The organism is Streptococcus hepaticus, from assembly GCF_043656315.1.
GTDB classification, from domain to species: Bacteria; Bacillota; Bacilli; order Lactobacillales; family Streptococcaceae; genus Streptococcus; species Streptococcus hepaticus.
This window is the reverse complement of the sequence record NZ_JBINIY010000003.1, coordinates 77479-91571: the sequence shown is the minus strand read 5'-3', so window position 1 is coordinate 91571 and position 14093 is coordinate 77479. Positions and strand designations below refer to the sequence as shown.

Below are 14093 nucleotides of genomic sequence, written 5' to 3'. Positions count from 1 at the left end.
TCATGCTTTAAAATTGTATTGTTCGCAAAGAGCATCTAGATCAGCGTTGACCTTGGCTATCGTATCATCGTCTCCAACCTTGAGATTGTTTTGACGGTCGAAAAGAGCATCGACGGCATCTGAAATTTTTTGTTTGACATCGCCATCTTCCATTTCTTCTGCCACTTTCAAGGCTGCCCAAAGGCGTTCTTCCAAGGTATCCATTTCTGGACCTCTTACCTTTTTGTCATCCTCCTCATCGTAGCCACCGATATCATAGAGCCCTGTTGGTCCCTCTTCTTCTGCTTCTGCCCCAGCATTTGCCGCTTCTTCAGGCTCTTCATCTGGAGAAAAATTGCCAGCCTCAGGGTCGCTCGGGCTGACCCCGTGTCCATAGTCACTACTGTGCCCCCAACCTTCCTTTTTAGGCAATTCATCTGGGTGAGCAACGTAGTACTTAACCGTCGCAAAGAAGTCTGCTAGACTATAGCCTTCTGGGGCAGAATAGAGCTTGCTGTCAAACCAGTCAAACTTGATATTGTGGTAATGATCCATATGAGGAATAATCAAATAATCTCCTGAAACTTTGACCGTATAAGCCGCATTGTAACTCATTTTTTCCACTGGAACAATCTTAGCTGGTGCTACTCTATCGAAGATTTTTTTAGCTGTCAAATCTTCTGGTAATTTATCAGCAGCAACCTCGTCCGAAGTTTCCTCTTCTTTGTGAATAGCTGAGTCGGTTCCCCAACCGGATTTCTTAGGGCGCTTATCAGGATTTTCCAGGTAATACTTGGCTGTCGCTAAAAATTCTTCTAAGCTGTAAGTCTTGTCATTATCTGTCAGTAACTCTGGTTCCTCATCAAACCATTTGAGTTGAACATAGTGATAATGGTCGATATGCGGGATAACAAATGTTCCATCTTTGTATTCAGTCGCTTGAGCAATTCCAAAGAGCAGATCCTCTGGTGCAATAAGGGCCGCTGGTTTAACCGATTCATAAATCTCCTGTGCAGTCCGTCCTGTTGTTGCTGGACTAGCAGGTTTTTCATATGATTTACCAGCCAAGAAATCCTCTGCTGCCTTGCGTTCAGCAGGTGACAAATCTTTCTTAGGTACCCAATGTTCATGCATCATATGTGGAATGATGTAGGCATCCCCCAAGTCTTCCTTGATATCTTTGGCATCAAAGATATAGCCGTCTGAAGTCGCATATTTACCAGCTGCCTTAGCTGCCGCTACCTCTTCTGGACTATAAACAATCTTAGAATTTGGCTTGCCAATACGATCCTTCAATGGAGTCGGACCAGCATGTCCTTCCTCTTCCTTATCCTGTGTAATTGGCTTAGCAGGTTGCGGACTTGGCTTACTTGGTTTGTTTGGTTTGTTTGGTTTATGCCTGATTGGCTGTGGTTGATGGTGATGACTCGGCTTCTGCTGACCAATATGAGCTACATCCGCTCCAATCGGAATGAGGCGAGCAACTTTTTCTTCCAAAACGGACATCTGATCGTATGGGATCATATGAAAATGATTGCCATGCGGTACCACGACTCCTTGTGGCAAGCGACGTGTAATCTGAGCTGGGTCGAAGACCAACCCATCTGGCTCTACATGACGTTGACTGAACGGTGTATTGTAGAGTTGAGCCAGTAAGTCTTGCCAGTCTCCAGAAACTGGCGTATCAAAATGGGCTGGTAAGACAGTGCTAGCTGATGCTGCGTTTCTGCCTGCATAAGAAGGGCTTGCCTTCCCTTGTTTTTGGTCCCAATAGGCTTGGGCAGCTTGTAATTCAGATGGTGACAAGTCTTTCTTAGGAATATAATGGAAATGATCTCCGTGAGGCACTAAGAAAGCATCGCCAAAGTCATCAATAACATCTGTAGGATGAAAGACATAGCCATCGTCAGTCGTATAACGTCCTTGTGAGTGGGCAAGGGCATGAGCACCCGTCTCTTTACCACCAGCTACTGCACTGCTGTGACCGCCCCACTTTTTACGCTCTACTTCAATCTGAGCCTTACTGCGGATATTGACCCGCTTGCTTCCTGGTTTCAAATAAAGGTAATAGGCACCATCCACTTTGATGATGTAGCCATCTCTCACCTCGTTCACTACGTCTGATTGTTTGAAAGCATAGTGAGGATCTGTCATGATTAACTCTTCACTGAGAATCGCATCATAGGGCACCTTCCCATTGAAGAAATGAAAATGGTCCCCATGCGAGGTCACATAACCCTTGTCTGTGATTTTCACCACGATTTGTTCAGCCTTGATTCCCTCTTCGCTACTAACTTGGTCAGGTGTTTTTTCCTTATTCGCCAAAGCTTTCGGTTGGTCTGATTTTCCATCAATATAAGCTACATTTTGATTGGCTCCCATTTCAGCTTTTGCCTGATAGTGACCTGCTTGATAGCCTGCGAAACTCAAAATAATAGCAACTACTGAACCATAAATATAGTTCTTTTTCATCCTTGTCTCCTATTCTAACTCTTTTGCCAAAATGGCTAGATTGTCATCTAAATTTTCAATAAAGCCTTTTCCATTGGCTGGATCAGCTTCCAAGGGCTGCAAGACCTTGAGTTTGACATTGGTTGATGTCTTGAGGGCCTGAGCCAACTTATCCGATACTCCTTGTTCGACAAAAATGGTTTTAACCTGATAATCCTCGATAAATTCTTTAATCTCAGCCAACTGACGAGGACTTGGTTCTTCCTCAGATACTCCTGCAATCCCTAATTGCTCCAGACCAAAACGCTTGGCTGTATAAGCAAAGGCTGTATGCTGGGTAACAAAACTTTTTCGTTTACAGTCTGCAAATTTCTTTTGGTATTTCTCTGTCAGCTGGTTCAATGTTTCAACCATGCTGTCCGCGTTTTTTTTATAAACAGAGGCATTTTCTGGATCAATCGCTGCTAATTGCTCTGCAATGATCTCAACTTCTTGTCCAACCAAGACAGGATCCAACCAGCTATGAGGATCGTAAAGAGTGGATTCATCCATACCAGCACCAGCTTCTACATCCTCCAAACCCGCTACACGCTGCAGTTCCAAGCCTTTAGAAGCCTCAATCATCTTAACCTTTGACTTCTGAGCAGAAGGATCTAAACGCCCTGCCCACGACTCCAAGATATGAGAATGATAGAAGAAAATATCCGCATCATAAATGGCTTGAATATCCGTCACCGACGGCTCAAAACTATGAATCCCCTGACCAGACTGAATCATCCGAACGTCATTCAACTCCCCAGAAACCTCTTTAGTCATGGCATAAATGGGATAAAAACTCGTGACAATCTTGAGGCCCTTCTCCTCTCTTACTTCTTGCTTCCCGCAACCAATCATGGCAAAGACAGACAGGATCAACAAGAAACTAGCAATCATTCTTTTCACAACATCCTCCTTATTTATAAAAAACATAATTAACCAGTTAATAATTTACTAGTATACCACTAGTAAACTTGACTGGCAAGTAAAAACTAAACACCCCCGAAAAAAAAGAGAAGTTGTACAAACACAACTTCCCTCACTATCTTATAGGATAACTTTCTAACGACTACTACACCCTCAAATTCGGTCCTTTAACTTCTCTACAAAAAGATAGGCTGCTGGACAGGTCAAGGTGTTTTTAATAGTCAAATGATTAATCTGATAAATTTTCTTACGGTCCGTATGAGGAAATTCTCGACAAGCCTTAGGACGGACATCGTAAATAGAGCAAAGATTGTCACCGCCCAAAAATGGACAAGGCATGGACTTGAAAATCTTGTCGCCGTCCTCATCCACCTCCAGATACATATCCTCAAAAGCCGACAGCTTCATTCGGAAATGCTTGGAAATCCGCTGAATATCCGCCTCCGTAAAGAGCGGTCCCAAGGTTTTACAACAATTGGCACACTCGGTGCAGTCAATCTCATTGAAGACCTCAGTATGCACCTGCTGGACAATCTTGTCCAAATTCTTAGGCCCCTTCTTCTTCAAACTCGCCAAAAACTTCCGATGCTCCCCCTGCTTCTGCTCAGCCAGGGCCCGATATCTCTCCAAATCCATGACAAACTCCTCCATCTAGTATGGAATCATTATAGCAGAAAAAGGAGGAAGATTCGAGGAGATCAAAAAATACAACCGAGTCCGAAAACTCGATTGTAAGCTTTACTTTTTGAACCGAACTGTCATAGTGGTTCCTTTTCCGATAGAGCTGGTTAACTTCATGTGGCCATTATGAAAGGTTAGAGCTTTTTTGACGATAGACAAGCCCAAACCTGTCCCTCCAACAACTTTCGAGCGACTTTTATCAACTCTATAAAAACGCTCAAAAATACGTTCTTGCTCATCAGAAGCAATGCCGATCCCGGTATCCGCAACGGTTAGGCTAATTTCATGCGGAAGATTGGAAACTGTCACTTCCACACTCCCCTTCTCTTTGTTGTAAATGATGGCATTGTCGCACAAGTTATAAACCAAAGAATAAAGCAAGACAGGATTTCCACGGAGAAGGGCATCTTCTCCCTTCAAGACAAGTGAAACATCTTTTTTCTGAGCTTTTAGCTGCAAATCCTCTATCACCGACTCGGCAAGCTGGTAGAGATTGACTTCTTCCATTGGAAATTCAGATTGCTCATCCAGTTGAGATAGGTTGATAATATCTTCTACCAACTTAACCAATCGATCGGATTCTGTGTGAATTTTGGCAGCAAACTTGGGCACTTCCTCACTCGGTACCATACGATTGACCAGTAATTCTGAATAACCAGAAATGACGTGAAGAGGGTTTTTTAATTCGTGGGAAACATTGGCTGTAAACTCCCGTTGCAGCTCTTCAAGGTGCAGTTGCTCTGTTACATCAAACAGTAAAATCACTAGACCAGTCACCGTCTGACGATCCTTAGTCGGTCTCACCAACACCTTGTACTGACTTTGCTCAATCGTAATCACCCCTTCGCGCTTCTGCCCTGCAAGTCCTTGATTAATCAAGGTGGTCAAGATCAAGTCACGGCTGATTTCCAGCATGAAGCGTCCCTGCCACTCGCCCTCCACACGGAAAAGCTCCAGTGCTGCAGCGTTGATACTGATAATTCTTGCTTGGTCATCTAAAAGAATCATCCCTTCCTTGATTTTTGCAATAATGGTATCAAATTCCTTCTGTTGCTGCTGCAACAAAAATTGCTGCTGACGAATCTCACTTTGATGGCTATCAATCCGTCTCAAAAGAGGGGTAATTTCCTCATAGCTATCATTGGAAAGTGGGTGTTCGAGATCCAGATTATTAAGCGGTTGAGATACTTTTTTGGAAATATAACGCGCGATAAAAATGGATAAGCCCATAGACAAGAAGACAATGAAAAGAATTGAGGACACCATTCCCAACAAGAGAACGAAAATTGTTTGTTGCGCCACCGATAGACGGACAACGGTTCCATTATGAAGACGTTGTGCTGCATAAATAGACTTCTCTGTCAAGGTCGAAGACCAGCGACTACTTTCACCATAGCCATCTTTCAGCGCCTCTTTTATTTCTTCACGGTTGGCATGATTTGGCATAGTCTCCGCATCAGACTGAGTATCATATAAGACCTGACCGCTATTGTCCACCCAGGTAATTCGCACACTAGATATCTTTAGATTTTCAAAATAATCCTTGCCTTCAAAGGCGATACCTTGCGCTGCCAGTGCTGTCTGAGTCCGTAGTTGCTCCCTCTGGATTTGGCTAAAATAATTATAGAGAAATCCCAGCAGCAATACGATTGTCACAAAGACCATACCAAGGCTAGCGGACAGGGTTGTCCGAAAAATCTTTTTAATCATGCACTTCCTCCAAGCGATAACCCACACCGCGCACCGTTGCAATCAAGTGACTGTCGTCGCCTAGCTTGGTTCTCAGCGTACCGATGTGAACGTCCACTGTCCGTGTTTCACCCATAAACTGCTCTCCCCAGACCTTATCCAGTAACTCCTGACGAGTAAATACACGATTTGGGTGACGGAAAAATAGCGCCAGCAATTCAAATTCTTTCAGGGTCAGCTGAATTTTTTCTACGCCTCGTTTGACCAAATAATTGTTGGTATCTAGGTCAAGATTTCCAATAACAATCTGCTCTTTCTGCTCTTGTTTCCGACTTCTTCTAAGCACTGCCTTGATACGTGAAATCATCTCCATCATGCCAAAAGGCTTGACCAAATAGTCATCTGCTCCCAAGTCCAATCCCTTTACCTTATCGTACTCGCTACCTTTTGCTGTCGTCATAACGACTGGAATCATTTCTGTCTGATGCTTGCTGCGCAGCTTGTTGAGAATGGTCAAACCATCATCTCCTGGCAACATAATATCTAATAAGACTAGCTTCGGCTGCTTCTGGTCAAGAGCAGCCCAAAAATCCTCACCATTTGAAAAGCCTTTGGCTGTAAAACCCGCCATCTCTAAGGTGTAAAGCATCATTTCACGAATATCTGCATCATCTTCCACACAATATATCATTTATACGTCTCCGTCTAGGTGTCCTGTGATTGAAAACAGTACCCATTTGGCAATATTGACGGCATGGTCTCCGATACGTTCCAAGTATTTTGCAACCATCAAGACGTCAATCGGATATTCTCCCTCGACATCTGGTACTGAAAAAGATAAAACTAACTGTTTCTTTATTGTATCAAATTCCTGGTTAACTGTCTTATCTTGCTGAATAACTTGGTGAGCCTGTTCTTCTGTTTCATAGATAAAGGCATCAATACTCTTGGTCAGCATTTCAATCACGTTTTTGGACATGTGGTCTAGCTGCTGACGTTCTGGTCCAGTACCTTGGACAATATGAACCAAGCTAATGATTTCTGCAATTTCATAGGACCGGGCACCGATCCGTTTCATATCATAGACCATTTTCAAAGCGGAAGAAATCCGGCGCAAATCCTTAGCGACTGGCTGCTGACGCAACAAGAGTTTGAGACATTTTTCTTCAATATCCCGCTCCATTTCTTCAATCTTATGATAGGTCTCTGAAATGCCCTCCAGCGATAGCTCTTGACCATCTGTCAGAGGAGCCAGAGATTCCCCGATAATATCCTCGCACAAGGCTCCCATAAAAATAATTTCTTTATTCAAGTCATTAAGCTGATTGGTAAATTTTGAACGAATCATCCGAATCTCCCTGTGATATAGTTTTCTGTGCGCTCATCCTGCGGCAATGAAAAGAGTTGGCTGGTTTTATTGTATTCCACCACCTCGCCCATTAAGAAAAAGGCAGTCTTGTCTGAAATCCGCACAGCCTGTTGCATATTGTGGGTGACAATCACGATAGTGTAATCCTTTTTGAGTTCCATGACCAAATCTTCAATCTTAGCTGTAGAAATCGGATCCAGAGCGCTGGTTGGCTCATCCATCAAGAGAATATCAGGCTCAATAGCTAGGGCACGCGCAATACAAAGACGCTGCTGCTGCCCACCTGACATTCCCAGAGCAGACTTATGCAAACGGTCTTTGATCTCATCCCAGAGAGCAGCCTGTCTCAGCGAACGCTCGACAATGGTATCCAACTCCACCTTGGCATGGATACCATGTGTTCTCGGTCCAAATGCCACATTATCGTAGATGCTCATGGGAAATGGATTTGCTTTTTGGAAGACCATTCCCACTTTTTTACGCAATTGATTGATGTCTAACTCCCGATAAACGTCCTGACCTTCCACCGTGATTTCTCCAGTGATTTTGCAATTTTTCACTAGGTCATTCATGCGGTTAAGACTCTTCAAAAGAGTGGATTTTCCGCAACCTGACGGTCCGATAAAGGCTGTAATTTCTTTTTCTTCGATGTCGAGATTGATATTTTTAAGAGCATGAAAATCTCCGTAATACAAATCCATATTCTTAATCGCTAATTTACTCACTATTTGACTCACTTCCTAAACGCTTGGCAACTCGTCCTGACACAAAATTCACCACCATGACCAAGACCAATAAAACAACTGCTGTGGCATAAGTCTGATTGACATACAAGCCTTCTCCCGAAATGGCATACATATGAACCGCCAAAGTCCGAGAGGAGCTAAAGATAGATTGTGCTACCTTGGCAACAGTACCCGCTGTAAAGATCAAGGCAGCCGACTCACCAATAATCCGACCAACTGCTAAAATAATTCCTGAAAATATCCCTGAAACCGCACTCGGCAGAACAATCCGAAAAATGGTACGTAACTTTCCTGCCCCAAGAGCAAATGCCCCTTCTCGGTAAGAATCAGGTACTGATAAGAGCGCTTCTTCGGTCGTCCGCATAATCAAGGGCAAAATCATAATGCTCAAGGTCAAGGAACCTGAAAGTAAAGAAAGTCCTAGATGGGTATATTTAACAAAGAAAAGTGCACCAAACAAACCATAGATGATAGATGGAATGCCTGCCAAGGTTTCCGTCGCCACTCGTATGATTTTCAGATAAGGATTGTCCCGTCGAGCATACTCTGTTAGGTAGATAGACCCGCCTATACCTACAGGAACAGCTATAAGTACCGTCAAAACAATCATGAAAACAGTATTGATAAAAGCCGGTAGTAGAGATACATTTTTAGTATCATAGGTCCAGGCAAATAGACTTGTATTTAGATGCGGTACCCCTTTGACCAAGATATAAATCACAACAAAGGCGATAGTCAACATACTCATAGTAGCTGCTAAGTAGACAAGGGTAAACAAGAAGAAAGAGAGTGGATCTCTCTTTAGAGACGCCCAGTATTGTTTGGGAGTCCGTTGATTGATATTTTCCATTCTACCCCTCCTTCTGAAGCGCTGAAAAGCTGATATTGATCAACAAAATAAAAACAAACAAGACAACTGCTGTCCCGATAAGAGCTTGGCGGTGAAGACCCGATGAGTAACCCATTTCCATGACGATATTGGTAGTCAATGTACGGACGCCAGATGTCAATGACTGTGGTAAGATAGCTTGATTCCCCGCTACCATAATCACTGCCATCGTTTCTCCAATCGCACGTCCAGTCCCAAGAACAATGGAGGCCAAAATCCCCCGCCTAGCTGCTGGAACGACCGCAAAAAAGACACTACGCTCATGAGAAGCTCCAAGAGCAATCCCTCCTTCATAATAGGACGCAGGAACAGCTCTAAGAGACGACTCCGAAATACTAATGATGGTTGGCAAAATCATCATTCCAAGCAAGATCGATGCTGCTAAAACACCCATACCAAAGCCGCCCATAGACTGACGAATCATAGGAACAAGGACGACTAAGCCAAAGAAACCATATACGACAGACGGAATCCCTGCCATCAAGTTAATAGCCGATTTTAATGGTTTATAGAGAATTGGTGGGCAGAAACAAGCCATAAATATCGCTGTTAAAATTCCAATTGGACCACCCAAAAGCAAGGCACCTGCCGTCACGTAAAAAGAACCCACAATCATGGGAAAAATCCCAAAAAGATTGTTGCTAGGACGCCAAACCTTTCCCAAGAGAAAGTCTCCCCAACCGATTTTCATAATAGCCGGTAGGCCACTTGCAAAGAGAAAGATACAAATTAAAATTGCTGATATGACACTAACACAAGCTGTGATAAAAAACACAGCTTGCATTAGATTTTCTTTTGTTTGTTTCATGTATTTACCTTATTTTGATAAGTCAGCCCAAGATGTTGTCTTACCAGTAAAGATTTCTTTTACTTGTTCAGTCGTTAAATCGTTCACTTTGTTTTTCTTGTTAACTACTACAGCGATGCCGTCTGTTGCAATAACCGTTGATGCGACACCTTTTCCTGACTCTTCATCTTTTAATTCACGAGAAGCTATACCGATATCTGCTAAGCCATCGATGGCGCTGGTGATACCTGTTGATGAATCACTTTGCTGGATTTCCACATCGACTTTGGCATTTACCTTTTGGTAGGCTTCCTTGATTTTTTCCATGATCGGCGTTACTGAACTAGAACCTGCTACAACAACCTTACCAGATGAAACTTTTGCTGTATAAGCTGTTGTATTATCAAGCGGGATATAGCCAGCCTTCTCTACAACTTTTTGACCTTCTGTACTCAGGATAAAGTCAATGAAATCTTGCGCTGCTTGACTGACTTTGTCTTCTTTAGTGATGATATTAAATGGACGTGAAATCTTATAGCTCCCATCCTTGATATCTGCAACACTAGCTTTATTGCCGTCGATATCGAGAACTTTCACGCTATCATTCAAAGAACCAAGCGAAGCATATCCAATCGCTGCTGCATCCTCGGAAACAGTTGTCAACATGACAGAAGTCGAGTTGGCCACAATGGCTGTCGCTGCTGTGTTGTCAACCTTTTCACTGTTAGCATCCTTTTCTTCAACGCCAAACAATTCGATAAAGATACTGCGCGTACCTGAACCTTCCTCACGAGAAACCACATTAATCGTATCACTCGCAGAAGAAGATGTATTTCCCGAACAAGCAGTCAAAGCGCCAAGCCCCATCAATCCTGTCACTGCCAAAAGTAAAATTTTCTTAGATGTTTTCATGTCAAACTCCTCTATTTTGATTAGCTTCAGTATACTCAAGAAATATCAAATCCATTTGCATGCTTTTGTAAAATCTATGTAAAATTACAGAAATTAAAACCATCCCCTCTACAGAACCTTTGCAAGATCATCTTTCCTTCAACCTACCTAGTGTCCCCACACCCATTTTATGATATAATAAAGCAGAAATTTGAAAAAAAGGAATGTAATAACTATGATGAACATGCAAAATATGATGCGTCAAGCACAAAAGCTTCAAAAGCAAATGGAACAAAAGCAGGCTGAGTTGGCGGCGACTGAGTTTGTTGGAAAATCAGCTCAGGACTTGGTTGTAGCGACATTTACTGGTGATAAAAAGTTGGTGTCTATCCAGTACGCTGAGGCTGTTGTAGATCCTGGAGACTTGGAAACACTTCAAGACATGACAACACAAGCAATCAACGATGCGCTTGAGCAAGTTGATGCAGCAACTAAAAAAATCATGGGGGCCTTCGCTGGAAAATTACCATTTTAGATGATATATAGAACCTTTGACAACTGTCTTAGGTTCTTTTCTATTTATGGATTTAACAGAGTCTGCCGTGTGGTCCCCGAGCGAAACCATTTCAGTCCCAACCTTAAAACTCAGGACTCTTTCTTAGTTGAAATCGCTAGTAAAACAGGGCAAATTAGGGTAAAATGATACTATCAAAAATCAAAAGGAGATACCGTCATGCCAGCATTTTGGGACCAGTATCCTGCTATTCAGGCGCAAATCGACCAGACACGTCAGATAATTGACCAGCATGTTCATGTACGAAATTTGGATATTGAAACTGCTATCCTCGAGCTCAGCAATGCTGGTGGAAAGTATCTTCGCCCTGCTTTTTTCTTTTTATTTACAGGTTTTGGAAATCCTAGCAAAGAAAAAGCTGAGCAGCTGACTAAAATCGCTGCCTCCCTGGAAATTCTACACATGGCAACTCTGGTTCACGATGACATCATTGATGACTCTCCCTTGCGTCGGAATGTCGAGACTGTTCAATCTCGTTTTGGAAAGGATATTGCCGTCTACACAGGCGACTTGCTGTTCACCGTATTCTTTGAGCTCATTTTAGAAAGTATGAACGACACACCCCACATGGCGCTTAACGCCAAGTCTATGAAGAAAATTCTCATGGGCGAACTCGACCAGATGCACCTTTATTTCAATCAAGAGCAGACGATTAGAGACTCCCTCCGTGCTATTTCTGGAAAAACTGCCGAGCTCTTTAAGTTGGCTAGTAAGGAAGGAGCTTACTTTGCAGGCGCAGATGAGCAAGTGGTCCGACTGGCTGGGCGCATCGGCTATTATATCGGCATGGCCTTTCAGATTTTAGATGATATTTTAGACTACATGGCTGAGCAAAAAGATTTCAACAAGCCTATTTTGGAAGATTTGGTCAATGACATCTATAGCCTGCCTCTCCTCCTTGCCCTCAAAAATAATCCTAGAGTTTTCAAACCGCTACTGGACAAAAAAATCAGCTAACACTAGCCGATCGAAAAGAAATTGCTGAATTGGTTCTAGCAAATAACGGAGTGGAAGAAGCTAGAAATCTGGCGCGTCGCTTTACTGAAAAAGCCTTGGCCGATATCAAAAAGCTCCCTAAAAACACCTCGCAGAAACACTTACTCCAATTAACAAAGCATCTCTTAAAGCGAAAAATATAACGAAAAAGAGTCTGAGACAAAAGTCTCAGGCTCTCAAACTTTTATAGCTTTAACAGTTTGACGCAGTGGTTGAGTGGGCTATAATACGTTGATAAATCAACTTTAATAGCTCTACTCAACTGTGCGGAGGTGCGACTACAAAATCGATTTCTACGAAATCACGATTTTTGTCACACTATCTTTCTATTCCCCGTCATCAATCGCTTTCAGCATGCGATAACGGTCACTTGTTCTTGCAAGTTCTTCTGGTGAGCCTGACATTTCCAGCTGACTATTTTCAAGGAAAATCACACGGTCCACCGCTTCAATCCCTTTCAAATGGTGGGTAATCCAAGTCAAGGTCTTGCCCTGCAATTCCTCCATAAAGGTGGAAATCGGGGCTTTTTCTGTGATAGGGTCCAGCCCCACTGTTGGTTCATCCAAGATAATGATGGGCGTTTCTTGCAACAAAATCCGCGCAAGCGCTAATCGATGCCGCTCTCCGCCTGAAAAGCGGAGACCTGCTTCATCAACCATGGTGTGCAGTCCGTACGGAAGTGCCTCTGCCAATGGAAAGACGGAGAGGACAAAGGCCGCAATCCAATTGGCTTGTCCACCATGATCCCCTACAAATTGCTGGCTCGACCAGACTAAGGTCAACAGTCCTAAAACATTGTCTGTCAAATCACGATAAAGCTGATTTTTCAACCCTTTTTCCTGTTTCTGACGAGCTCCATCGACCAAAACGAGAAACAAGAAAGCCAACCATAGGCCAGATTTGATCGGCTAAAGCCTGACCTTCCCATAACCTAGTAATAACTAGACTCAAAGAAAATGCTTGTCCGATAATAAAGATTGCCTGAAGGAGATCCAGTCCTACAAGCAATCCAAACATTTTATGAATACCGGATAAGCGCATTACCGCTTTATCTAACATTATTTCTCTCCTACATGAGCCGCTGGTACAGTAATAGGTTTTCTAAAAATGTAGTAACTCCACGCTGTATAGGCAAGGACAATTGGAACCAGTGTCACAGCCACGATAGACATAATTTTCAAAGTGTAAGGAGATGATGAAGTATTCGCAATCAAGAGGTCGTATTTCGAGCTAATCGAACTAATCATGACGCGTGGGAAAAGTCCTTGGAAAAGAAGAACAACCACTGTCACTAGACTGAGACCACTTGCCAAGAAAGCTGTCATTTCAGCACCCTTGAAAGTAGAAATATGGGCCACAACTGTCAAGAGCACCAGTAAAAGTGTCAAGGCAAGACTAGCCACAAAATGCATTTGGAAAAAGTCTGTTTTTGCCATCAAAAGAAGAGCGAAAACAAGCAATCCAAGATAGAGGACCCAGTAGAAGAATTGGGCATAGTTGCGCGCACGTTGGCGCACTGCTCCATCCGTCTTCAAGCCGATATAGTTGAGACCATGCAGGTAAGACAAGAGGACCATCGCCACCCCACCTACGATAGAGAAAAGGTTAAAATAGTCTCCAAAACTAGCCCAGACATGTCCATCAGCATCCAAAGGCATCCCTTGCACCAAACTGACAAAAAGAATACCGAAGAAAAAGGGCACAATGGTTGAACCAATGGTCAAAGCCCAGTTCCACAATTGTTTTTGGTCTGCTTCTACCTTGTGGCGGAATTCGAAGGACACACCACGGATGATGAGGCCAAACAAAATTGCTAAGAGAATCAAGTAGTAACCACTAAATAGGGAAGCATACCAGTAAGGGAAAGAGGCAAACATGGCCCCACCCGCTGTCAGAAGCCAAACTTCATTTCCATCCCAGACAGGTCCAATGGTATGAACGATCTGGTCTTTTTCTTCTTCATTGTGGGCAAGACTTTGTACAGCCATCCCCACACCGAAATCAAAACCTTCAAGGAAGAAAAAGCCTGAGAAAAGGAGTCCGATTAAAAAGAACCATAAAAATTGTAATCCGCTCAT

General features: G+C 43.1%; 12 protein-coding genes and 3 pseudogenes. 2 read left to right on the top strand and 13 right to left on the bottom strand.

The annotated features are described in order from the left end of the window. The 10 genes from ACHUFA_RS04265 to ACHUFA_RS04220 form a co-directional block, all read right to left on the bottom strand. On the bottom strand, positions 1–2451 hold the full coding sequence (locus ACHUFA_RS04265; protein WP_394405006.1) for a pneumococcal-type histidine triad protein: 2451 nt from the start codon (positions 2449–2451) through the stop codon (positions 1–3). A gap of 9 nt (positions 2452–2460) precedes the next feature. After that, positions 2461–3363, bottom strand: a complete 903-nt coding sequence (locus tag ACHUFA_RS04260; protein WP_222347814.1) for a metal ABC transporter solute-binding protein, Zn/Mn family — start codon at positions 3361–3363, stop codon at positions 2461–2463. 183 nt (positions 3364–3546) lie between these two features. After that, positions 3547–4029: a YkgJ family cysteine cluster protein gene (locus ACHUFA_RS04255; RefSeq protein WP_394405005.1), complete on the bottom strand. Its 483-nt coding sequence runs from the start codon at positions 4027–4029 to the stop codon at positions 3547–3549. 102 nt (positions 4030–4131) lie between these two features. After that, a complete protein-coding gene (locus tag ACHUFA_RS04250) occupies positions 4132–5784 on the bottom strand; it encodes a sensor histidine kinase (RefSeq protein ID WP_394405004.1) in 1653 nt (550 codons plus the stop codon). Beyond that, positions 5777–6454 (bottom strand): winged helix-turn-helix domain-containing protein, encoded by a 678-nt coding sequence (locus ACHUFA_RS04245; protein WP_222347711.1) that lies wholly within the window; start codon positions 6452–6454, stop codon positions 5777–5779. The genes ACHUFA_RS04250 and ACHUFA_RS04245 overlap by 8 nt, the downstream gene beginning before the upstream one ends. Beyond that, a complete protein-coding gene (phoU, locus tag ACHUFA_RS04240) occupies positions 6455–7111 on the bottom strand; it encodes a phosphate signaling complex protein PhoU (RefSeq protein ID WP_394405003.1) in 657 nt (218 codons plus the stop codon). Next, positions 7108–7857, bottom strand: coding sequence for a phosphate ABC transporter ATP-binding protein PstB (gene pstB, locus ACHUFA_RS04235; protein WP_222347709.1), 750 nt, complete (start codon positions 7855–7857; stop codon positions 7108–7110). Before pstB ends, phoU begins: the two co-directional genes overlap by 4 nt. Further along, entirely contained in the window at positions 7850–8728 is an 879-nt protein-coding gene (gene pstA, locus ACHUFA_RS04230) for a phosphate ABC transporter permease PstA (protein ID WP_394405002.1), read from the bottom strand. Before pstA ends, pstB begins: the two co-directional genes overlap by 8 nt. Before the next feature lies 1 nt (position 8729). After that, complete coding sequence (gene pstC, locus ACHUFA_RS04225; protein ID WP_394405001.1) at positions 8730–9575, bottom strand: phosphate ABC transporter permease subunit PstC; 846 nt, start codon at positions 9573–9575, stop codon at positions 8730–8732. Between the two features lie 9 nt (positions 9576–9584). Beyond that, positions 9585–10466 (bottom strand): substrate-binding domain-containing protein, encoded by an 882-nt coding sequence (locus tag ACHUFA_RS04220; protein ID WP_394405000.1) that lies wholly within the window; start codon positions 10464–10466, stop codon positions 9585–9587. A 214-nt stretch (positions 10467–10680) separates the two neighbouring features. On the opposite strand from ACHUFA_RS04220, the gene ACHUFA_RS04215 reads away from it, so the two are divergent. Further along, positions 10681–10980 (top strand): YbaB/EbfC family nucleoid-associated protein, encoded by a 300-nt coding sequence (locus tag ACHUFA_RS04215; RefSeq protein WP_222347705.1) that lies wholly within the window; start codon positions 10681–10683, stop codon positions 10978–10980. A gap of 198 nt (positions 10981–11178) precedes the next feature. Then, a pseudogene (locus tag ACHUFA_RS04210) lies at positions 11179–12158 on the top strand (polyprenyl synthetase family protein). A gap of 183 nt (positions 12159–12341) precedes the next feature. On the opposite strand, the pseudogene ACHUFA_RS04205 reads toward ACHUFA_RS04210, so the two are convergent. From ACHUFA_RS04205 to cydB, 3 genes and pseudogenes are all read right to left on the bottom strand, one after another. Next, a pseudogene (locus ACHUFA_RS04205) lies at positions 12342–12893 on the bottom strand (ATP-binding cassette domain-containing protein); the annotation flags it as partial. Next, positions 12871–13074 (bottom strand): annotated as a pseudogene (locus ACHUFA_RS04200) (thiol reductant ABC exporter subunit CydD); the annotation flags it as partial. The pseudogenes ACHUFA_RS04205 and ACHUFA_RS04200, both read right to left, overlap by 23 nt. Further along, positions 13074–14093 carry a cytochrome d ubiquinol oxidase subunit II gene (gene cydB / locus ACHUFA_RS04195; RefSeq protein ID WP_394404999.1) on the bottom strand — a complete coding sequence of 340 codons (1020 nt, stop codon included), beginning with the start codon at positions 14091–14093 and terminating at the stop codon, positions 13074–13076. The pseudogene ACHUFA_RS04200 and the gene cydB, both read right to left, overlap by 1 nt.